This window comes from Sporosarcina sp. P12(2017), from assembly GCF_002743035.1.
GTDB classification, from domain to species: Bacteria; Bacillota; Bacilli; order Bacillales_A; family Planococcaceae; genus Sporosarcina; species Sporosarcina ureae.
Window position 1 is genome coordinate 38,026 of sequence record NZ_PDYL01000005.1, and the last position, 22,060, is coordinate 60,085.

Genomic DNA, 22,060 nt, shown 5'->3' on the forward strand with positions numbered 1-22,060 from the left:
ATTATTAGTTTGCTATTGTGTAACTGATATTATATTAGTTGCTCGCAGGAACGTTTACTTCGATTTGCTTAGTTGCAATCGCGCTAGATTGTCCAGCTTTTGTCACGCTTACTACGATTGTACCTTTTGCACCTGACTGAACTTCACCAGTAAGAGTACCACCACTTATTTTTAAATCAGTGATATCTGCTGTATTTCCAGAATAACTTGTTGCAACCGTACCAAGAACAGTTCCATTTTCTCCTTCTCCAATATAAATATCGCCGTTATCAGCAATCTTTGGAGTGAATTCAGTAGATGTTAATTTAATACCCTCGGGCAATACTACTGCTTCATTTAAGTTTCCAGCCTTGATAATAGTTTCTAAGTTTTTGATTTCCACTGAAGAAATGGATGGTGTTGTGTTTACTACAGTAATTGTAGCAGTTGCTCTTGTAATATCGCCTTGTTTAATCAAGATATTCGTAGTTCCTGCTTCTTTAGCTTCAACAGTCAGTTCCCCTGTTTCAGCATCTTTTGTAACTGTTGCAACACTTGGATTAGACGAAGTTACTTCGTATCCAGCTCCAATTTTGTCGTCGCCTACATAAAATCCTTGGCTATTGTACTGTTTCCAAGCTAATGTTACAGAGCCGTCTAGTGAACCATTAATAGCATCAATTGTCAAATCGTCTGAAGCAGATACTGTTTCTAGCTTTTTAGTAGCTACTGTTTCATCATCCGATACAGCAACTGCTATATTACCTAGAACTGTATCTCCAGATTTAACTTGGACAGTTGTTGTCCCAGCTTTGACCCCTTTTACATTCACAGTAGCCTTACCTTCTGTAACTTTTAAAGTAGCTGATTCAACAGTAGCAATCTCAGCGTCTTTTGACTCGACAGTTACATCGCCAGCATATAAGTCACCATACTGGTCTTTAACTACTACATTAGTGCCTTGAGTTGTACCTTTTATTAATTTTGTGTCTGTTGACGATAATGTAGCACTGCTTGCAACACGCTTACCAGCACCTACTGTAAGCTTTATGTCCTTCGTAACATCGCCAACTTTTGCTACAATCGTAACTTCTCCAGTACTGATTGGCGTTACTTTTCCAGCAGAAGTGACTGTTGCTACGCTTGGATTAGAAGAAGTGAATGTTGCAGTCGAATCAGTTTTTGTTGCTCCGCTAAGAGTAATAGTTTCTTCGACTTTTACATCTACTGCTCCGTCTTCAAGTGAAATCTTTCCACTCTCTACCGTTACTCCACCTTGCTTAACTGAAACTTTACTAATCTCAGAAACTGTATTAGCGAAGTCTACTACTTTAACATCTACTAATTCTGATTCAACAGTTTTTCCATCTTTATCTGTCACGACAACTTTATATGAGAATTTGTCGGTAGTAGCAAGATCCTTCAACGTACCAGTTGTCTGATCAGAGAACACATCAGTATTAGTAGACTGGAACGCCACCTTGTAACCAGCATCCGTCAATTTCTTCATATCAGCAGGTTTGCCGTCAACGTTGAACGCCAACTTCTGGCCAGCTGTACCAGCATTCACTTGAGTAGTAGTAGCTGTAACTTTCTCTACTGTCAACTCGTACGTGAACTTGTAAGAAGTCACTACATCTTCTTCGCCTTCAGCTTCTGCTTTTGTCGTCAAGTGAAGAGTCATTTCTTTACCCGACGTTAGTTCGTTTTTTAATTCGATTGTCGCTTTTGTACCGTCTTCGTTTGCTTTGAATGAAGCCAGTTCATTTCCTTCAATTTTCAACTGCTCTGCTTTCAACACGTGTAAACTCTTACCTGTTAGCTCAAGTTGCTTTTCGCCAGTTGCTGTAACAGAAGTGATTTCAGATACTTCTGGAGCTTCCGGTTCTTCTCCAGGTACTTCAACTTGAATCGTTTTGTAAAGGAATGAAGCGAATTGTGCGCGTGTTGTAGTTTCTTTTGGTCTGAAGTTTGGTGCAGCTGGGTTTGTAATGTCGAAGTAGTCTAATACATCGATTGCAGTACGTGCTTCAGCTTTCGCCTTATTCAAATCTACTACGTCTTTATCAAATTCTTGTTCTTGCACATATGTTAATAAGCTCGTTTTATTCACTGAATCGAACGCACGAACCAATACAACCGCCATATTTTCACGGGTAATAGATCCAGCCGCGCCTAATGATCCATCTTCATATCCTCTAAATACATCGTTATCCTTTACGATTGCCGCTGATTGCAACAATTCGTCATTCGAATTGGATGTTAAATCTGTGAAGCGTGGATTTGTTTTATAGTCTGTCGGAATTGAATAACCTTTTGATACAAGCCATTTTCCCATTAACTTCACTACGTCGGAACGAGTTAAAGTCTTATTAGGCTTGAATGAACCATCCGGATAACCACTGATTACACCTGTTGCTGCTAGTGCATCAATTGCTTCCTTGTGTGAGTTATTGTCTACAACGTCATTGAAGTCTGCTGCACTGACAACTGGTGCCACTGCTGATGCTACTAATGCCGCTGATGCTACACCTGTTAGATACTTACTGTACTTCTTCTTTGATTGTGATGTCATTAAATAATTTCCTCCTCTAGTTTGTTTACGTAATTGCTGGTTGGTTGCAGAGCAGCATAAAAACCACTCTTTTACTCTTATACCCTCTTTCACATTAAATAATCCTTAAGACTATTAAATGAATAAAGTATAGGAAAGGTAAGAATGATTACTAGGCGCTCAACTAAAATAATAACATACATTTCCTCCGTTGGTAATGGAAAATGAAGGATGCATTGCACATATTGTGGAACTACCAGCACTACGAGAGTGTACACCTTGCATATTACATTCAGGTTACAACCTTGTAACTGCGCAATAACAAATTAAAATATAGCTCGCCTACATCCTATGTTACTTTTCATGATACAATCCCATTATGAAAAAATTACTGGCTCTTCTCTTACTACTCAGCATTTTAGTCGGACTGTCGATCTCATCCAGTCAGACATACGAACAGCAATCGCTTGTTTCCACATTACACCAATGGCTACCCAGCGAACCTGGCAAAACTGCTTTATCCACGTGGGAATTCTCCTATTGGGATAGAACTATCTCTATTGAAGAACGGGGATATTATCACTTTGTGGAATTCTTGATTCGAAAAGCTGCACATTTCTTTACATTTGGATTTTTAGCTTTAGTCATTTATTGGCTCTTGCCTAAAGGAAAGGGCCGTTTATTGTTGGCCGCTCTATTCACCTTCGTTTTAGCATGTGCTGATGAATTACATCAGTACTTTACAGGAGGCCGCACCGCGACGATGCAAGATGTGTATTTAGATACAGCAGGTGCTGTAACTTTTCTTTTACTGCTAGCGTTAGTTCGTTTAGCCAGTCACTTACGTAAAAATTAGTTCCATAGTATCGTTTAGGTCTATAGTATTCCTAACGTTTTTACGAGCATAGTACTCTGTGTTATGATAATGACGAAATGGGAGGTCGTCTAATGAATAACTCGAGTGATCAGCTAATCCTTTCACTTAGCTATATTTCCATCCACCGAGTCGTGGATCGCATAGAACAAACGCACCAAAAGTCTTACCACACAATGTGCTTATTCCAAGATCGCATTACAACGTCGGAGCGCAGTTTCCCTCTGAAGCATGTTTTTGATGTATCCTATCGCCCTTTCTCTGGTCACACAGGATTATTTTATCTTCATACAAATGAAGGTGTTTTTACATTTGAAATCGAGGAAGAACCTGAACAATTCATTTCATTATACAAACAAATACAATCAAAATAAGTTATATATAAGGTATAATTCTACGTCCTACTTCATATTTTGAAGTAGGACGTTTATACTTTTTGTTTACAGGGTATATACAACTATAGTCTACAATGTATTCAATGGAATATTCGTAAAATGAGTATTTTTAAATGTGTTCATTTATTTATGACGTGATATGATAGCATTACATTTAACACAATATAACGCATACATTAGAACTATAAAAAATACTAAAACTTCCTATATCGGAGGAGAACAGCAATGGCAAAGGAAAATGAGATAACGGCTATTTATAGCAAAATTAGTGAAGCAAGAAACGAAGGTCGCTATGACTTAGTCATTAAATGGGCAGAGGATTTATTAAATAAAGGTCTTTTATTTTCAAATAATGAAGCTGTTTTAACCGCGCATTACATTTGTGCGATCTCCCATTATTACACAGGTGATTTTGAAAAAGTTCTCTTTCATATAGAAGAGCATCATACACAATGTATTTTGTATGGCAAGAAGTCCGATTATATGCGTTCGTATTATTTGCAATACTTCGTCAGCTCTTTCGCATTAGACTATGACAGAGGACAAAAGTTATTGGAAGACATGCTCTCCATTGCGATTGAGAGTGAAGATTATTCTTATATCAGCATGGCGTACAATAAACTAAGCCTTATTCACAATAAAAAAGAGCAATATGATAAAGCTTTAGAATTTGCACAATTAGCCGTTTCTTTTGCAAAGATGAAAGATGTAGACAGAGAAATTTTATTGATTCGAGCACATCTACACGTAATTGAATCCGCTATTAACCTACAAAATTCCCATCTTGCTCAGACTAGCCTTGATTTTTTGCGCCAGTTACCTACTATGAACGATCACCCGCGTGAAATGGCATTTCTAGAAATCTTAAAAGGTAGATTCTATGATTTAATAGGTGAGCCCGAAAAGGCTTTCCACTTTTACACGAAAGCAAAACAACGTGAGGAGAAATTGAGAGATTACTCTATACTGAAAGACATCCAGCAAAAACGAATTGTGTTGGCAGAAAACCTTTGTAGTTTTGATGAATTAGCAATCATTCAGAAGGAATATATTGATTTATTGCATGAAATCGAAGACAGCCGACTAGTAAAGGCAGCACTCGAATTGCAAATACGGTTACAAAGTTCTTCCAGCACAACGAGCGAAAACACGGATTATTTGACAGGTATATACAATCGAAAGTATTTAGAAGAAATGACTAATTTATGGTTGGATGAAGCCACAATGCCTAAAAAATCCGTTGTTTGTATTGTTTTTGATATCGATAATTTAAAAGCAATTAATGACACATATGGTCATCTAGTCGGAGATGAAGCCATTAAATTTGTTGCGCACACTTCTATCCATGAAATAAGGAAAGAAGATGTGTTAGCTCGTTTCGGTGGAGATGAATTTGTTTTAGTGATGCAAGGCATTTCTATGGCAGACGCAAAAAGAAAAGCTACTTTACTCGCTGGAAAAATTGAGTCCTTGTCATCTACTTCAGATGTTTTACCTATTCCAATAACGATCAGTATAGGACTCAGTGACAATACGAGGCGTAATATACAAAACTTCAATGAATTATTTCATTTAGCGGATCTCGCTCTTTACAAAGCAAAAGAGAACGGCAAGAACCAAGTCATTTCTTTCATATAACCCAAACATGGATACCTGTAAAATAGGGTTCATGTTTTTTTGTTATCCATACTAGAGCACAGTTAATCATACCTATGTATGCAATAAAAAAAGCTCACACCGCCACTATGCGGTGTGAGCTTTCAATATATTAATTAAGGACTTTTACTTTTACGTTTTTACGTCCCCATTGGTAGGCACGTGATTTACTTGGAATGAATACGTCGATTTTATTACCTTTGATTGCTCCGCCAGTATCTCCAGCGATGGCATATCCGTACCCTTCAACGTGAACTTTTGTTCCTAATTCGATAACACGTGGATCTACAGCAATTACTTTCAAGTTGGGATTTTTACGTAAGTTCAATCCTGTTCTTGTAATACCTGAGCAACCATTGCAATGTGCTGTATACGCTGTTGCACTTACCATAAGTTCTTTCGATACATTATCTCCATTTGAACGAGATGGTGTGCTTTGTTTCTTCGGAGCGCTAGCAGCCACTTTAGAAGACTTCACTAAACGCAATTTTTGATTTGGATAAATCACTGTGGATTTTAAGTTATTCCATTTTTGAATATTAGAGACAGATACATTGTTTTGTAGAGAGATTTTATATAGTGTGTCACCTTTTTTAACTGTGTGAACTGATGATGCGGCCGATGTTTCGTTCATCCCGCTTGTGAATACTGTGATTAACATGGCTACTGTCAATGCAAATAATAACTTCTTCAATATGCCACCCCTAACAATTTGATAGCCTTATCTTACCAAGTCTATATTACAATTAGATTACAAACATGAAACAATGCAATGACAACACGTACATTTATGTTACAAATAGCTTGTTTTCATTTCGAATTATATGAAAACTTAGGTATTAAATCCTGTATCAAACATTACATTTCGATATGACTAAACATTGCCGGGTTTTATTTGGATAGTAAGGGGTAGTTTTATAAGTAATGTAAAATTATACTCTAGCAAATTTGAAGGAGGGGCTATTTTATGAAGAAAAGACATGTAGTTGGAACCTATGACACAGATAGAGAAGCCATTGCCGCTATTGAAAATTTAAAGCATCTCGGATTTACCGCAGATGAAATTTCAATCATTAGTAAAGATCGTGAAGAAGCAGATCACGTAGTCGAACAAACAGGCACACTTGCTACTGAAGGTGCCGCGACAGGAGCTACAACTGCTGGTTTAATCGGTGGTTTTGGAGGGATTCTTACAGGCATCGGTGCTTTGACTATTCCAGGGATAGGTCCTATTATAGCAGCTGGCCCAATAGTAGCCGGCATTACAGGAGCTGCAGCCGGTGCGGGTGTCGGTGGCCTTGCGGGTGCGTTGATCGGAATGGGAATCCCCAAAGAGGAAGTCCATCGCTACCATGATCATTTCGAACACGGTAGAATTTTAGTATTAATCGACTCAGACCTATATAATCCAGTAACACATACACATGCTTCCTATACGACAGGCTCAATTAATCAACCTACTGGTAAAGGTTTCGAATCAAGTCCGTTGATTGATCCAAATCCACTAGCTAAAAATCATAGCTACGATCCATTAACTGATCCAAAACCTGCTGACAAAGACACTCACAAATAAATTGAATTAAGTCTCTTCGGAGGCTTTTTTTATTGACTAAAGTTACTATATATTGCTTCACTTGGTTTCTTTTCTTCCACAGAAGGGAAAGAATGATTGAGCATAACTATTTACACATAAGAGAGGTGCGTTACATGCCGGTGACTCGTGACCAAGATGATGTTTCACGCGCGATTATACAATTGATTAAAGATGGTAATCTGGAATCCGTAAGAAAAGTAATTAGAGAACTAAAACCTAGAGAAGTAGCTGCTCAGTATGAGCGATTACCCCGAAAACGACATACAACATTTTTAGAAGTACTGGATAAAGACCATCTGGTGAAGATGCTAGGCTTTTTACCGAAAAATGAACAGTTACGCGTACTGGATTTAGTAGGGCCAATTCGTTCCACAGAACTGCTGGAAGAAATGAAAAGTGATGACTTATCTCACCTTTTGTCCGAGCTGTCAGATAAACAGGTGGAAAAACTCATAGCTGAATTGCGCCAAGAACAAAAAAAGAATATTTTACAGCGCCGAAAGTATCCAAAAGATTCAGCTGGACGGATTATGACGACACGTTATGTTTGGGTTCATCAGTCATATACTGTTGAAAAAACGATTGAAAAGCTCAAGCATTATGAATCATTTGCTCATTACTTAAATTACGTATATATCATTAATGATGAAAAACAATTAGTAGGTGTGCTTTCTTACCGTGATTTATTGCTCGCTAAGGACGATTGTATAGTAACGGAAGTTATGGAGACCGGTCTCGCCAAAGTATATGATACGACTGAACAAGGCGAGGTAGCCAAAATGATTGGAAGATTTGATTTCGTATCCCTACCTGTTGTCAATAAAGAGAATATATTAGTGGGAATCATACGGACTGACGAAGTACTCGATTTAGTCGTTAGAGAAGCAAACAAGGATATCGAAATGCTTTTCGCTTCTGGTAAATCTATTGACTTCAAAACAAAACCTCTAGTAGCGGCCTACCGTAGACTCCCTTGGCTCATTCTATTGTTATTTATCGGCCTCGTTTCCGGTAGTATCATTTCCAAGTTTGAAGAAACGTTGGAAGCTGTTGTCGCTCTCGCCTTTTTCATGCCGATGATTGCCGGTATGACCGGTAATACAGGCACCCAATCTTTGGCTGTCGTGGTGCGTGGTCTGGTATCTGAGGACTTGAATATGAAAATGTCACTGCAACTAGTTCTTCGCGAATTAATTGTTGGAATTATATTAGGTGTCGTGTGTGGTGCCGTGATCTCTGTAATCGCCTATGTATGGCAAGGAAGTTTCACACTAGGATTAGTGGTAGGTTCCTCTTTAGTTGCTACACTGATTATCGGAACGATTGCAGGAACGACTATTCCTTTGATCCTCAATAAATTTAAAGTAGATCCAGCTGTAGCTTCTGGTCCTTTAATTACGACGGTCAATGACATTCTATCGTTACTGATTTATTTCGGAATTGCTACAATGTTCATCTCGAAATTAATGTAATTGAATATTCTGATTTCTCTTGCATATAAACAGAACATTCAGCATAATATATAGTAATGAAAGGTTAGTGTAAGGTTGTTGTAATATATCTCAGTTTGATGCCAAACACTACAGAAACATGACATTCTTCACAGTTTGATGATTTACGTTTATTGCGTTTTGTATAGGTTATACTACTAGTAACAGCAATTGCATAAACGGATTTGGGTTGAAGTTTGGTGCAGCTGGGTTTGTGATAGCGAAGAAGTAAAGTCGAATAATCTGTACCGCTTCGTCGAAGAGCGAGTACATAATGAAGAGCTCCGCGGCCATGGGTTGACCGCGGAGCTTTTTGTTGCGGTTAAGAATACGTTTGATCGCATGAATTTTGGGGAACTTGTCAAACAGGAGGTGATGTCAGATGCCATGGAGCAAACAGGATTATCCTGCTTCATTAAAGAATCTGAATCCTAAAGTACGTGATAAGGCGATTGAAATTGCCAATGCTTTGTTGCGTGAGAATTATGAAGAAGATCGCGCCATATCCATAGCTACGGCGCAAGCCCATGAATATGTAGAAGGTAAAAGTGAAGGTCGGTCACATTACGAAGTAAAACCTCGTGAAGATGAATGGATCTTCCGAAAGTCCGGTAGCGATCATGTCATGTTTAAAGAAGACACCAAATCAGCTCTACTTGATAAGGCGAAAAAGTACGTTACGGAACACGAAGGTATATTATCTGTTTATCATGCAGATGGATCGCATGATAAAACATTGTACGAATAACAGGAAAGCCCTTTGCTTCATAGGGCTTTCCTGTTATTTATCTTCTTCAGGGGGATATGTCACTTCATCATCTTTTGTCACTATAGGTTCTGCCCCCCACTTCCCCACTACATGATTTTCTATCAACGTTTGTTCTTTCGGTCCATCTATAATGTGTTTCACATTCCAACCATGTGTAGCGAGCCAATTACTAATCAACAAGCGATGGCATCTTGCCGGATGCCTTTCGGAACAGCAGATGGCAATTCGTTGTTCTGCAGCTTCTTTCATTAGGTTGTCGACTCCTTCTTGAAATTCCTCTGTCAACGTATAGTCGGCATAGTTATGGAACGATTGATTGTTCCATCCATCGTTTATTTCATGATCAATCGTTTTGGATTTCCTTCTACGGCCACCCAACTTACTACAATGCGCATAGTCGATATCGTGTGCCGGTAGCCATTCTTTCATTCGATCCTCATGGAAATGCGGAAATTTGCGACTCCCCGGAAATGCTCGTACATCGACTAATTTCTCGATTCCTGCATCATCCAATAACTTTAAAAACTCTTCCTTTGTATGCGTGGAATGTCCAACTGTGTAAATATCCATATCTACTCACCCCTCTACTAGTTACCATTCCCCGAGATTCATATAATTAACCAGTTGCTTGAGTTCAACACATGGTTTCTACATCGTGAAATCGGGAATAATAAAGGAAAAAAGGAGTGGAGATTATGCTTCATTTCAACCGTGCTCTCTTTGTTTATAATCAGGCAGCTGGAGAAGAAGATACACAGCTAAAACTTTCCCAGACGCTTCATGTGTTTGCACAAGCTGTAGATGAACTCATTGTGTTGAACACTTCTTCCGAGAAACAACTCCAGCAAGCTTGCGTTACATATAGCGACCAAGTCGATCTGCTCATCATACTCGGTGGTGACGGTACGGTACACACATGTATAAATAGTATCGCTCCTCTTGCTACACGTCCTATCATCGCAATCTTGCCTGGTGGCACATCAAACGACTTTAGTCGATCGTTAGGGGTTCCCCAACCATTGCAAGATGCAGCTACCTCTATACTCAACGGATCCATCATAAAAACCGATATCGGAAAGGTCGGTGAGCATTACTTCATGAATTTTTGGGGAACCGGATTAGTCACCGACACATCGGAAAATATAAAATCAGATGAAAAGAAACGTTTTGGTTCTATTAGTTATATGCTTAGTACATTACGTACATTGAATCAGACCAAACCATTTCGATATAAACTCCAATCTGCAGATACGGAATTAGAAGGAGAGGCTATTTTACTTTTCGTTCTGAATGGAAGATTCATTGGTACAACCGAGCTTCCTATCGCTTCCTTATCCCCTATTGATGGCAAATTAGATGTTTTAATTGTGCGCGATTCCAACTTAGCTGCTTTTCGCGAATTATTTGCTTTACAAGATCCTACTGTAAAAAATGATCAATTAATGCAACTCGAATATATTCAAGTCACGTCTCTTGAAATCATGCAACCCATTAGCAATAAAGTAGATATGGACGGAGAAATCTATGAAGAAACAGCACAGAAAATTACTGTGTTACCTGGTCATTTACGAATGATTCATGTAAATACAAGCTAAACAGACAGATTTTCAATTGACTATATTGCAATCGCATGTGTGACCTTCACATTCTGTTGCAAAATTGTAAGATCCTGCATGGTATAGTGAAGCCGATTCACTTCCCACCGAGTTTCCCTCCATACTACTAGCCAATTCTATGCTCAAGAAATTCTTTTAGCGTCGTCTACTAATTAAGATGACTCTCCTTTTCTGCGCGTAGAACGGCTAACTGTATGTACCTCCAACTATTATTACTCCCTTCTACTTTTTTAATGAACAATACCATTTAATATTTCACATAGCATGGTATTCTATATCTACTAACATGTTTACCGGGGGTTCGACATGATCCGCATCCGAAAAGAAGATTTATCCATTTATCGAACAAAAAACAAACCCTTTTTCAATCTTCACCTGAAAATGATTAGCTTGATAGGTGCGCTATCTATCACGATCATTCTGATAATCGGTGGATTCATGAGTTTCTTTGTCACGGATACGTTAGAAACTCAAATTGGTGAAAGGGCGCTCAGTGTTGCAAAGAGTGTGGCAGTGATACCCGAGATTTCTCAGGCTTTTGAGTCGAATAATCCTTCCGCTATCATCCAGCCGATCGTGCAGAAAATTCAAGCTCAGACAGACGCAGAGTTTATCGTTGTTGGTAACCAACAGGAAATCCGTTATGCCCACCCGACTCCCGAACGGATTGGCGAAAAAATGATCGGTGAAGATAATGAACGTGCCTTACAATACGGAGAATCCTATACTTCCAGATCAACCGGATCTTTAGGTAACTCACTCCGTGCAAAAACTCCAGTCTATTTAAATGGCGAAATTGTGGGCGTTGTCTCGGTAGGATTCTTAGTAGATTCCATTGAATCAATCATTTGGGGGTATAGCCAGGAAATCTGGCTTGTTCTTCTAGGCGTTTGCACAGCCGCGATCATTGGAGCCGTGCTGATTGCGAACTATATAAAGAACGTGTTATTTGGATTAGAGCCGGAAGAGATTTCGCATTTACTCTTTCAAAAAGAAACTATTTTGTATTCAATTCATGAAGGCATTATTGCTATAAATAAGGATGGCCGAATTACGATGGTCAACTCCGCTGCGTTAAAGCTTTTGACAGGCGACGAACAGCGCGCTGACGACTGGATAGGTAAACCTATACAAGAAAGCTTTCCAAATTCCGATCTGCCTTATGTGCTGGAGCATGGTGAATCCGTCTTTGATCAGGAAAGAGTTTTTAGCAACCACATCGTGTATGTAAACAGTGTGCCGATCTTCTACGAACAGGAATTGCTCGGTGCAGTCGCCACTTTCAGGAATAAAACAGAGATCGAGAATTTAACGAAAAAACTGACGCACATCCAACAATATGCTAATGCCTTGCGATCACAGACACATGAATTCGCTAATAAATTGTATACGATCATGGGACTGACGCAGCTAAACAAAAAAGATGAAGTGCTTGATTTTATCCGACAAGAAACTAGCATTCAGCAACACTGGACAAACACACTACTTGATAATATAAATGATCCATATATTAGTGGTCTGCTTGTAGGTAAACTTAGTCAAGCGAGCGAATTGCAAATCAATGTATCAATCCAACCAGACAGCCAATTCCATTCTCCAGTGTCCGCCGTGAACCGCCAAGCTTTGTTGACGGCTATCGGAAATCTACTTGATAACGCATTTGATGCTGTACATGACGAACGCGCCATTTCCCGAGAAATATCGATTTCATTTACTGATATCGGACAAGATCTGCTGTTTGAAATCGATGACGCAGGTCCGGGTATCAATGATGCTTCACTTGATAAAGTTTTAACCCGTGGTTTCTCGACAAAAGTTGGAACCGAGAGAGGTTTCGGCCTAGCTCTAACAAAGAACGCTATTGAAGCAGCGAATGGCCAGCTGTCCATTGAACCAAGTGAATTAGGCGGTACATACTTTGTCGTTTCGTTGCCAAAAGATAATTGAAGGAGGGATTCTCCCGGTGATTAGTACTATACGCGTAATAATAGTTGAAGATGATTTTCGAGTGGCAAAGATTAACCGCCAACTAATTGAACAGATTGCTGGCTATGAAGTTGTATCGGAACAAAGAACGGCTTCAGAGACCATTGCCTTTCTACGGCAGTCAGAAGTGCTGCCTGACCTGATTTTATTGGATGTCTACATACCCGACAGCCCGGGACTCGATTTATTTTGGTGTCTGCGGAGGGAATTCCCCAGCGTTGATCTTATAATGCTAACCGCTGCTAAAGAGTCAAATACAGTAGAAGAAGCACTCCATGGAGGTGTGTTGGATTATTTAATCAAACCCGTTGAACCTAAGAGGTTTACGGAAACTTTCAGACGGTACCGTTCTAGAAAAGTATTACTATCATCAAAAAGCGAACTATCTCAAGATGATCTTGACCGCATATTATTTGGTATCGAGATACAACAAGCCCCTGCCCTTACATCTGATGGATTGCCAAAAGGTATAGACCGCCTGACACTTGAACGCATTGAAAACGTATTACTACAATGTTCGAAAGAAGGAATAACTGCTGCTGATGCTGGTGAGGCAGCTGGTGTCAGTCGGTCTACCGCGCGTCGATATTTGGAATACCTTGTATTGGTTGAAAAAGTAAAAGCCAAATTGCACTATGGGGATGTCGGCAGACCGGAACGCACGTATATCAAACTCTAAGTGCTATCACGTGAACAGAATGAACAAAATGCATAATAAAAACTATATTCGCCTTATGATCACAAGCTTTTTAGCGACTTTTCGACATGGTACATTATGGACAGCTTAAGAGAATCTATTCAGATACATACGTTTGTATCCGCTTACATCACTCTGTCACCATTTTATCCATTGGAGGGAAATCACTATGTTAAGTATTATTGGATTACTGACTATCTTTATTATCGTGGCATTACTGATCAGTGGCCGGATTACACCTATTGTCGGTCTGGTCATTGTTCCTATTTTCGGTGCATTCTTTGCCGGCTTCAACTTCAAGGAGATCGGGGAATTCTTCAACAGTGGAATTGAATCTGTTATCAGCGTTGTCATTATGTTCATCTTCGCTATTCTGTTCTTTGGTATTATGCAGGATGCAGGGGTATTCAACCCGCTAATTAATACGATGATTAAAATCTCACGGGGAAATGTAATTGCTGTTGCCATGGCGACAGTGGTCATCGCAGCTATTGCACAGTTGGACGGTTCAGGTGCTTCCACGTTTCTAATTACAATCCCTGCGTTATTACCGCTCTATAAAAGATTAAAAATGAGTCCTTATTTATTACTACTGCTTGTTGGAATCTCAGCAAGTATCGTCAACATGGTTCCATGGGGCGGACCTCTTGGGCGGGCTGCAGCTGTGCTTGGTGTCGATGTTACGGAACTGTGGCGTCCACTCATCAAAATCCAAATTGTCGGTCTACTACTATTAATCGCGTTTGCTTTCATTCTCGGATTACGCGAAAAGCGAATCATCGCCAGGAAGTTTGCTAGCGGATCTTTTGAGGACGAGCTAGATGAAATAAGTGAAGAGGGAGAGCATAAAGTAGGATCTGAAGACGTTTTCCTTCTTCGTCCAAAAATGCTCTGGATCAACGTGATTATTGCCTTAAGCGTCATCGGATTGCTCGTTTGGGGAAAAGTACCGGCAGGCTTTATCTTCATGGTTGGATTCAGTATCGCTCTTCCATTAAATTATCGCACTGTGAATGAACAGATGGACCGTATTAAAGCGCATGCACCGAATGCTCTACTTATGGCGGCAATCATTCTAGCCGCAGGTTCATTCCTGGGTATTCTTAACGGTGCTAATATGCTAGATTCTATAGCAACAGATTTAGTGAAAGTGCTACCGGCAATCATCGTACCGTATTTGCATATCATCATCGGCCTCTTTGGTGTTCCATTCGATCTATTGCTAAGTACGGATGCCTATTACTTCGCATTACTGCCGATTGTAGAACAAGTCGTCTCTAGTTTCGGTGTTCCATCGATTTCCATCGCGTATGCATTAATTGTTGGGAACATTATCGGTACATTCGTCAGCCCCTTCTCCCCTGCGCTATGGCTGGCCTTAGGACTTGCAGGTTTGGAGATGGGCAAGCATATCCGCTACTCATTCCTCATCATGTGGGGCTTCAGTATCGTGTTATTTCTAATTACAATAGCTATGGGTGTTATTACATTCTAAGATATCTAATCTATAAAGATCATATTATTCATGTAAATACACGCTAAAAGCAACTAGAGAGACATTCTCTAGTTGCTTTTTTAACGTTCTATTTCCACTATCGGTTCATTAGGATTCGACTTCCCTGCCAATTCATCACGCAATAAATACGCACCCAACATACTGTAGACTGTTCCGTTACCGCCAAGTCCAATTAGATAGTAAATATTCGGCTCGAATGGATGACGTCCGATGACTGGTAATTCATCTGTTGACTCACCGAATAATGCCGTCCACTCATATTCAAAGTCGAGCTTCTGATTAGGAAACAGCTCTTGCAACTCTTGCTTTAATTGTTTAAATTTCTTATCGATTTCTTCTTGTGAGCTCGGTAATGTATCCATATCCTGATCCAAACCACCCGCCACGATGCGATTTTCATCCGTCAATCGCATATACAAATAAGGTCGTTTCGTTTCCCAAATCATCATACGTTCATGCCAGAATGACAAATCGTCTATTGGCTGTGTAGCGATTGCATATGTAACTTTCAAGTCTTTTTGGGGAATTTTCGTATCAAGAGTTGGTTCATAACCCGTAGTGACAACGACTGACTTTGCCTGAAAGTCTCCATTCGTCGTTTTTATGAGAACGCGTTCTTCTGTATCTCGAATCCCAAGCACTTCCGTATGTTCAAATATATCCATGCCCTTTTCATATGCATAATGAATCGCCCCCATACACAAACGTAAAGGGTTCACTTCTGCATCTCCTGCTGTCACGATTGCAGCAGGTTGTGAAAATGGGAAGTGTGCTTCAATATCATCAGTTTCCCAAAACTCTACTGGAAAACCATATTCTCGTAGCACTTCAAACTCTTTGCGTAATCTGGCGACATCTTCTTCTGTACTAGCATAGTATAAACTTTCGCGTGTATGGAATTGGACATCGAACGGTGCATGTTCCGCAACATCTTTCAAATTCTCCATCGCTCTTTTACATGACTGATAAAATTCCACGGCTTTCTCTTCGCCAATTTGTTCCATCAATTCATGCAGCATAATATCATTGGAGAACTGCAATAGACCAGTATTCGCTGAGGTACTACCCCCTCCTACTTCTTCTTGTTCAATCAACGCGATTGAATAGCCTTCATTCGCTAATACGTAGGAAGTCAATGCACCCGACATCCCGCCACCTACTATGGCGACATCATATACATCTCGACGATTTACTTTCGCAAAACTTTCTTTTGTAAAAGTCGACTCCCAATATAATGACCCCGTATGTAACTTCATCTTTAGCAATCTCCTATCTATTCGTTTTTCCTTTCTTTACCCTATAAGCTTGGTCTTATAAACATAGATAAAAAAGGTGCCCAGTTTGTAGCTGAGCACCTTTTTCTTATCCTCTAAACGGCCACCAAACACCGCGTCCGAATGATACCGTAATGGCCGGAATTAACAGTGGCAAAATAATTAAACCATAGAGCAGTAATCCCGAAATAACAATCGTTGCGATTTGCATGAGACTCAAGACGCCTGAAGGCATCATCGCACCGAATGTCCCTGCCAATATGACAGCTGCCGTAATAATAACCGTACCCATCTTCGCCATAGAATACATTAAGGCTTCCTTGACTTTCATACCCCCGATACTCTCTTCGCGGAAACGATCGAGTAAGAAGATGGAGTAATCTACGCCAAGCGCAATCAGCATAATAAATCCGAAGAACGGAACGGCCCAACTGATTCCGTCATAGCCAAGACCATTGACGAAGATCAATTCCGTAATAGAGATCGCCGTATAATATGTCAGCAATAATGAACCGATCATATACAATGGCATGATTGCCGAACGGAATAAGACGAAGAGAACGATGAATAACCCTATTATCATAATCGTGACTGTACGTGTAAAGTCAGCGGATGAAATATCACTTAAATCCGAGTTCATGCTCGAAATCCCACTAAACGCTAAGTCCGCATCTTCAAACGGCGTACCGATGACCGAGCGCTTCACCGTATCTTTAATATCATGTACCGTCGAAATGGCTTCACGTGAATAAGGGTTTTCTTTCAAGATCACTTCCATCAAAATTCCCTTTTCATCATCGAATGTATAGCGATCAATGACTGGTGTAAACTCTTCGTTATCGAGCGTCCCTTTTGGAATGAATAAACCCGTGTCGCGCACACTTTTCGTATCCGCCATATCATCGAGCATATCCGCAATTTCCTGAAGTCCTGTCGTTACTTCAGCTAAACCGTCCTTGGAGGCTTTAACACCACTACCTAGCTGTTTCAAACCACCTTTTAATTGGCCTATTTGCGAACCACTTTGGTTGATCTGCGACCCAGCTCCTGCAATTCCCTTACTGATTGTATCCAATTCATTTCCTAACGCATCCAAACCACCAGCTGCTTGTGCGGCAGGAAGACCTTGTTTTAGGCCACCGGAAATCTGCGCTAGCTGACCATTGATCTGCTCAATACCGTTTGCAGCTTGGATCAGGCCGCCACTGCCACCAGCTCCACCAGAGGGCAATTGATTAGCTGCGTCACGTAAATTATACTGCACTGTCGCTAACCCTAGACGTATTTCCTGTATCCCATCATTCGCTTGCTTCAAGCCGTCTGCCATCAAACCGATTTGATGATCCACATACAAGTCTTCTAACAACTCACCAGTCGGTCGTGTAACGGTACGAACACTTTTGACTCCCTCTACTTTCTCCAAGTCTCGGGAAATCGCTTCTAAATAGGTGATATCCCCTTCTTTTACGATTGAAGAATCCTTCTTTAATAATACTTGTACCGGTAGTGAATCCCCTTCACCGAAAGCATCAGAAATAAGATGTAATCCCTTTACAGACTCTTTACTTCCATCAATTTCATCTACCGTATTGAATGATAAATCATTGTCGTACGTCAATAATAGCGGAATCGTGATGATGGCTACGATTAACATGGAAAGTAGTGGACGCATTACGGATACTTTACTGAATGCAATCCATAATTTACTGTCCTTATGGGAAGCCGCGCCTTTTGCAGGCCAGAATAATTTGTCTTTCAAAATAGACATCAACAGCGGTACGACAGTGAATAGAACGAGCATCAATACCGCAATCCCAACTGCGACAGCGACTGCCGATTTAAATATAGGGAAGTCCGCAAATCCGATTGCTGCGAAACCGATAAATACTGCAAGTGCACTGATGAAAAGTGTGCGTCCTGCTGTTTTATACGTATTGATAATGGCCTCTTCCACTTCATGTCCAGCTAGTAACTCTTCTTTATACCGACTTAATAACAGAATACAGTAATCTGTTCCAAGACCGAATAAGATCGCTACTAAAAATATTTGAGTATAATTCGAAACCGGGAACCCAAACCAGTCAATGAAGAATGCTACGAATGACTGACTTAATAAATAGGTGATCCCTACCGCCACTAACGGAACGAATGGTGTCACAATCGAGCGGAAAACAATGAGCAATAAGGCGAAAATCAATACAACAGTAATAATTTCTGTCTTTTTCAACCCTTCTTGCGCACTTTCATTTACGTCATTATTAATGATTGCCTCGCCCGTCATATATACTTTGTCTTCTTTAGATACGATATCTTTTTTTATTTTTTCAGCCAACTGAATGATTTCATCCTCTGTACCGTCTACCGTGATCGGAAGCAATACAGTTTTCTGATCTTCTGAAACGAGCTGATCTTCCATTTCTTCACTTTCAAACGGATCCAGAACATCCGTCACAATCTTGCTGGCACTCGTAATCTCTTTGGCAGTCGCGGAGATTTCTTGTTTCTTTGCTTGATCTGCCGGTTGATCGAGATCATAAACTAGCGAAATGGTTTCATCTGCTTCACCCGCATCTTCTAGCATTTGTGCAGCCTTTTGGGAATCTGCTGAGTCGAGCAGTTGGAAGGAACCTGCTTTTTCCGCCTGCTTTGCCAAATCAGGTGCTAGTATAAATAAAACAGCAGTCAGTATCACGATACCAATCGTAATAGGCCATTTGAATTTCACTATCGTTTTCACGCGTTATCTCTCCTTCGTTACTAAAATCGATTTAAGTTTACGAAATGTCTTGATGAATTGTTCGAGCTCCTGTTCATTGATTTGATCTGTAAACAGACTTTCGATGCTTTCATTTATTGCCGCATTTGAAACGGATAGTACTTCGTGACCTTTTGAGGTCAGTGAAATCCGGTTAATTCGCTGATCGTTCAAGTCTTTTTCAGACTGTACAAGATCTTTTTCGACTAGTTTCTTGAGACGTGTCGAAATAGCGCTTTTATGTACGCCTTGAATTTCTGCCAGTTGTCCGCTAGATAGTTTCCCGTAGGCTGCCAGGATTTTTAGTACTTGTATTTGTTCTGGTGAGTAGTCATTCCAGATAGCAACGTCCAAGTTTTTCACGACATGTTCCGTGCCGTAGATCATGACTTCTTCAAATAGTTCTACCGCTTCTTGAAGTTGTTTTTTCAAAGTAGTCCACCCCCTAAACTAATAATTAATAGTTTAGGGGGTGGACTAAATAAAGTCAAATGAAAAAGCTAGCTTTAGAGATATTTCTCCGAAGCCAGCTTTTTATTGCTAAACCGAATCAAATTATAAAGTACGCGATGACCGATAGTAGAACAGATGTTACTGTCATGGCGGCTAGTGGTCGCATAGCTCGATCTTTTAAATCTCGTAGACTGACGTTTAGTCCAAGACCTACCATAGCCGCTGTTAGTAACCATGTGGTCAGAGTGAAGACGCCTTCCATTACGTTGTCTGAGACAGGAATGGAGTGACCGAATACGTAGCTTCCTAGAATACTTAGAATGATAAAGCCTAACAGGAACCAAGGAAATTCAATTTTAGCGCCCGTTTCGTCTGTATCTTTATGTTTACGCTTCACGATAAATATTAAAATGAAGCAGAGCGGTACTAATAGGAATACACGACCGAGCTTGGCCAATAAAGCTATGGCTAGGCCGTCTTCTCCTGCCGGTGCCCCAGCCAAAGCTACATGCGCTACTTCATGTAAACTGATTCCTGCCCACATCCCGTATTCAATTGAATCGAGCGGAAGAATAGGACGCAGAATGGTGTAGCCGATTGCAAACACTGTACCCATTAATGCGATGATTCCTACACCTATTGCTGTGTCTTCATCTTTTGCTTTGATGATTGGTGCTACTGCCGCAATGGCTGCTGCACCACAGACACCTGTTCCGACACCTAAAAGCATGGAAATATTTTTATCCGCCTTAAATACTTTAGCGAGCCAGATTGTCATGAAGATAGCGAAAATGATAACACCTACATCGCGAGCGAGTAAGCCGAGCCCATCGCTTAAGACCGTGTCTATATTTAATTTCAAACCGTATAAAATGATAGCTGTGCGAAGCAAGCGCTTGGATGAAAAAACAATTCCACTTCGGATCACTTCAGGATAGCCGAAGAATTGACGGTATGCCACCGCGATAATGATTGCACATGCCAATTGTCCAATATGGTCGAAACCTGGTACTTTTGCTAATAAATAACCTAAAAATGCAATAAAAAATGTAAAAGCTATTCCACCAATCCACGATATCCATTTGGATGGATATTGCGGTGCATGCTGTTCTGAAGTCATATTCGAAGAAACCACGATAACAACACCTCCTAGTAGTAGTATATAAAATAGCTAGCTATAAGAGAAATAACTATTTATAATAGGTATAATAAGTAATTCTATATACATGAAAAGGAGTTGTTTCCTATCGATCAGCAACTGCAAGTATTCATTGAGGTAGCCGAGCAAAAGAACTTCTCTAGAGCAGCGCAAGAACTACATATGACACAACCCGCTGTCAGTCAATACATTCGTTCATTTGAAGAATCCATCGGGGTACGATTGCTTGAGCGTACCAATAAATACGTACGACTTAATCAAGCTGGGGAAATTGTCTATCATCACGCAAAAGAAATTGCCGGACTATACTCCAAAATGCAAAACTTAGTTGATGACTTAGCCAATAAAGCGAGCGGCCCCCTAACCATTGGGGCTAGCTATACATTCGGTGAATACGTCTTACCCCATGTTCTGTCTAAACTTGTCGCAGACTATCCATCGATTGAACCACAAGTAACAATCGGTAATACAGCAGACATTGCGGAGTTAGTCATTACTCACCAGCTCGACGTCGGTTTGATCGAAGGACACTTCAAGGAAGCCGCCCCGCTTCAAAATGAAGATTTTGCAGAAGACGAAATGTACATCGTGACTTCCATCGATCATCCGCTTTCACAGAATAAAGATCGTCAATCGATTACTGAATTAGAAGATGATATTTGGCTATTACGCGAAGAAGGCTCAGGTACACGCGAAGCAGCAGATTTATTCTTCTCCCAGTCAGGGTTCTATCCAAAGCGCATTATGCAATTCAGCAGTACGCAGCCGATAAAAGAATCCGTCGAAGCTGGCCTCGGCGTCAGTCTGCTGTCACAGTGGGCGATCCAAAAGGAATTGCGCTATGGTAATTTAACTACCCTGTCGGTGAAAGGAACACCATTCAAGCGTCATTTCTCTATCGTGACGAATTCGCCGTTTCAAACAAAGGCGTTGCAAGTGTTTATTGAGTTGCTTAAGAATAGCGAGGAATTGACAGTATTAAACGTTGAAACGACATCCTAATGTTCTTTTCTGAATGCTGGCCTTCAGATGGCTTTCACCAGAGTGTCTGTAGGTCAGTTCCGATAGTTGTTTTAAATGGAATGAGTGCGTAAGTGACTACGGATTACGGTTCTGTTAAGAGTGCGTAAGAAGCGGCAATGGGGTTGTGGTTCTGCCACGTGCTTTTTCTGTTTCCTGTTTAATCAGAAGGTTGTGGTTTAGCTGGCAATCTAAGTGGCAAGTTCATTGCCCCCACTTCGGCGCTGGTGGATGGCTTTCGTTAGATTGGGAGTAGGGCAGTTCGGGTAGTAG

At 40.4% G+C, this 22,060-nt stretch carries 19 protein-coding genes; 11 read left to right on the forward strand and 8 right to left on the reverse strand.

Going from position 1 to position 22,060, the window contains the following annotated elements:
• Positions 1–34: 34 nt before the first annotated feature.
• Complete coding sequence (locus tag CSV80_RS05250) at positions 35–2,554, reverse strand: S-layer homology domain-containing protein (RefSeq protein ID WP_099669788.1); 2,520 nt, start codon at positions 2,552–2,554, stop codon at positions 35–37.
• A gap of 358 nt (positions 2,555–2,912) precedes the next feature.
• Here CSV80_RS05250 and CSV80_RS05255 point away from each other — a divergent pair, with 358 nt between their 5' ends.
• The 3 genes from CSV80_RS05255 (at position 2,913) to CSV80_RS05265 (ending at position 5,440) form a co-directional block, all read left to right on the forward strand.
• Positions 2,913–3,389, forward strand: coding sequence for a VanZ family protein (locus CSV80_RS05255; protein ID WP_099669787.1), 477 nt, complete (start codon positions 2,913–2,915; stop codon positions 3,387–3,389).
• Between the two features lie 92 nt (positions 3,390–3,481).
• Positions 3,482–3,781, forward strand: coding sequence for a hypothetical protein (locus CSV80_RS05260; protein ID WP_029052616.1), 300 nt, complete (start codon positions 3,482–3,484; stop codon positions 3,779–3,781).
• 246 nt (positions 3,782–4,027) lie between these two features.
• The gene (locus CSV80_RS05265) at positions 4,028–5,440 is read left to right on the forward strand and encodes a GGDEF domain-containing protein (protein ID WP_099669786.1); all 1,413 of its coding nucleotides are present in this window, start codon (positions 4,028–4,030) and stop codon (positions 5,438–5,440) included.
• A gap of 130 nt (positions 5,441–5,570) precedes the next feature.
• Here the strand turns inward: CSV80_RS05265 and CSV80_RS05270 are convergent, their stop codons facing one another.
• Positions 5,571–6,152 (reverse strand): 3D domain-containing protein, encoded by a 582-nt coding sequence (locus CSV80_RS05270; protein WP_029052617.1) that lies wholly within the window; start codon positions 6,150–6,152, stop codon positions 5,571–5,573.
• Between the two features lie 273 nt (positions 6,153–6,425).
• Here CSV80_RS05270 and CSV80_RS05275 point away from each other — a divergent pair, with 273 nt between their 5' ends.
• Both CSV80_RS05275 and mgtE read left to right on the forward strand, forming a co-directional pair.
• Entirely contained in the window at positions 6,426–7,031 is a 606-nt protein-coding gene (locus CSV80_RS05275; protein ID WP_099669785.1) for a general stress protein, read from the forward strand.
• A gap of 134 nt (positions 7,032–7,165) precedes the next feature.
• Complete coding sequence (gene mgtE / locus CSV80_RS05280; protein WP_099669784.1) at positions 7,166–8,524, forward strand: magnesium transporter; 1,359 nt, start codon at positions 7,166–7,168, stop codon at positions 8,522–8,524.
• 168 nt (positions 8,525–8,692) lie between these two features.
• Here mgtE and CSV80_RS17985 read toward each other — a convergent pair whose 3' ends face one another.
• Positions 8,693–8,815, reverse strand: coding sequence for a hypothetical protein (locus CSV80_RS17985; RefSeq protein ID WP_255407637.1), 123 nt, complete (start codon positions 8,813–8,815; stop codon positions 8,693–8,695).
• A gap of 109 nt (positions 8,816–8,924) precedes the next feature.
• Here CSV80_RS17985 and CSV80_RS05285 point away from each other — a divergent pair, with 109 nt between their 5' ends.
• A complete protein-coding gene (locus tag CSV80_RS05285) occupies positions 8,925–9,290 on the forward strand; it encodes a DUF2188 domain-containing protein (RefSeq protein ID WP_099669783.1) in 366 nt (121 codons plus the stop codon).
• A 33-nt stretch (positions 9,291–9,323) separates the two neighbouring features.
• Here CSV80_RS05285 and CSV80_RS05290 read toward each other — a convergent pair whose 3' ends face one another.
• Positions 9,324–9,881 carry a DUF488 domain-containing protein gene (locus CSV80_RS05290; RefSeq protein ID WP_099669782.1) on the reverse strand — a complete coding sequence of 186 codons (558 nt, stop codon included), beginning with the start codon at positions 9,879–9,881 and terminating at the stop codon, positions 9,324–9,326.
• A 125-nt stretch (positions 9,882–10,006) separates the two neighbouring features.
• On the opposite strand from CSV80_RS05290, the gene CSV80_RS05295 reads away from it, so the two are divergent.
• The 4 genes from CSV80_RS05295 to CSV80_RS05310 all read left to right on the forward strand — a co-directional run bounded on the left by CSV80_RS05295 (position 10,007) and on the right by CSV80_RS05310 (position 15,105).
• Positions 10,007–10,906 carry a diacylglycerol/lipid kinase family protein gene (locus CSV80_RS05295; RefSeq protein ID WP_099669781.1) on the forward strand — a complete coding sequence of 300 codons (900 nt, stop codon included), beginning with the start codon at positions 10,007–10,009 and terminating at the stop codon, positions 10,904–10,906.
• 327 nt (positions 10,907–11,233) lie between these two features.
• Complete coding sequence (locus CSV80_RS05300) at positions 11,234–12,874, forward strand: ATP-binding protein (protein WP_099669780.1); 1,641 nt, start codon at positions 11,234–11,236, stop codon at positions 12,872–12,874.
• A gap of 16 nt (positions 12,875–12,890) precedes the next feature.
• A complete protein-coding gene (locus tag CSV80_RS05305) occupies positions 12,891–13,592 on the forward strand; it encodes a response regulator (protein WP_099669779.1) in 702 nt (233 codons plus the stop codon).
• A gap of 187 nt (positions 13,593–13,779) precedes the next feature.
• Positions 13,780–15,105, forward strand: coding sequence for a CitMHS family transporter (locus CSV80_RS05310; RefSeq protein WP_099669778.1), 1,326 nt, complete (start codon positions 13,780–13,782; stop codon positions 15,103–15,105).
• Between the two features lie 80 nt (positions 15,106–15,185).
• On the opposite strand, the gene CSV80_RS05315 is transcribed toward CSV80_RS05310, so the two are convergent.
• The 4 genes from CSV80_RS05315 to CSV80_RS05330 form a co-directional block, all read right to left on the reverse strand.
• Positions 15,186–16,382, reverse strand: a complete 1,197-nt coding sequence (locus CSV80_RS05315; RefSeq protein ID WP_099669777.1) for an NAD(P)/FAD-dependent oxidoreductase — start codon at positions 16,380–16,382, stop codon at positions 15,186–15,188.
• A gap of 106 nt (positions 16,383–16,488) precedes the next feature.
• Positions 16,489–19,137 (reverse strand): MMPL family transporter, encoded by a 2,649-nt coding sequence (locus CSV80_RS05320; protein WP_099669776.1) that lies wholly within the window; start codon positions 19,135–19,137, stop codon positions 16,489–16,491.
• A gap of 3 nt (positions 19,138–19,140) precedes the next feature.
• Positions 19,141–19,587 (reverse strand): MarR family winged helix-turn-helix transcriptional regulator, encoded by a 447-nt coding sequence (locus CSV80_RS05325; protein WP_099669775.1) that lies wholly within the window; start codon positions 19,585–19,587, stop codon positions 19,141–19,143.
• A 118-nt stretch (positions 19,588–19,705) separates the two neighbouring features.
• On the reverse strand, positions 19,706–20,728 hold the full coding sequence (locus CSV80_RS05330; RefSeq protein WP_099669841.1) for a YeiH family protein: 1,023 nt from the start codon (positions 20,726–20,728) through the stop codon (positions 19,706–19,708).
• Between the two features lie 126 nt (positions 20,729–20,854).
• Between CSV80_RS05330 and CSV80_RS05335 the strand changes: the two genes are divergently transcribed.
• Positions 20,855–21,769 carry a LysR family transcriptional regulator gene (locus tag CSV80_RS05335; RefSeq protein ID WP_099669840.1) on the forward strand — a complete coding sequence of 305 codons (915 nt, stop codon included), beginning with the start codon at positions 20,855–20,857 and terminating at the stop codon, positions 21,767–21,769.
• Positions 21,770–22,060: the final 291 nt, after the last annotated feature.

Coding starts and splice junctions, on each gene's coding strand:
- CSV80_RS05250 (WP_099669788.1), bottom strand. CDS start 2,554: ATGACATCACAATCAAAGAAGAAGTACAGTAAGTATCTAACAGGTGTA.
- CSV80_RS05255 (WP_099669787.1), top strand. CDS start 2,913: ATGAAAAAATTACTGGCTCTTCTCTTACTACTCAGCATTTTAGTCGGA.
- CSV80_RS05260 (WP_029052616.1), top strand. CDS start 3,482: ATGAATAACTCGAGTGATCAGCTAATCCTTTCACTTAGCTATATTTCC.
- CSV80_RS05265 (WP_099669786.1), top strand. CDS start 4,028: ATGGCAAAGGAAAATGAGATAACGGCTATTTATAGCAAAATTAGTGAA.
- CSV80_RS05275 (WP_099669785.1), top strand. CDS start 6,426: ATGAAGAAAAGACATGTAGTTGGAACCTATGACACAGATAGAGAAGCC.
- mgtE (WP_099669784.1), top strand. CDS start 7,166: ATGCCGGTGACTCGTGACCAAGATGATGTTTCACGCGCGATTATACAA.
- CSV80_RS17985 (WP_255407637.1), bottom strand. CDS start 8,815: ATGTACTCGCTCTTCGACGAAGCGGTACAGATTATTCGACTTTACTTC.
- CSV80_RS05285 (WP_099669783.1), top strand. CDS start 8,925: ATGCCATGGAGCAAACAGGATTATCCTGCTTCATTAAAGAATCTGAAT.
- CSV80_RS05290 (WP_099669782.1), bottom strand. CDS start 9,881: ATGGATATTTACACAGTTGGACATTCCACGCATACAAAGGAAGAGTTT.
- CSV80_RS05295 (WP_099669781.1), top strand. CDS start 10,007: ATGCTTCATTTCAACCGTGCTCTCTTTGTTTATAATCAGGCAGCTGGA.
- CSV80_RS05300 (WP_099669780.1), top strand. CDS start 11,234: ATGATCCGCATCCGAAAAGAAGATTTATCCATTTATCGAACAAAAAAC.
- CSV80_RS05310 (WP_099669778.1), top strand. CDS start 13,780: ATGTTAAGTATTATTGGATTACTGACTATCTTTATTATCGTGGCATTA.
- CSV80_RS05315 (WP_099669777.1), bottom strand. CDS start 16,382: ATGAAGTTACATACGGGGTCATTATATTGGGAGTCGACTTTTACAAAA.
- CSV80_RS05330 (WP_099669841.1), bottom strand. CDS start 20,728: ATGACTTCAGAACAGCATGCACCGCAATATCCATCCAAATGGATATCG.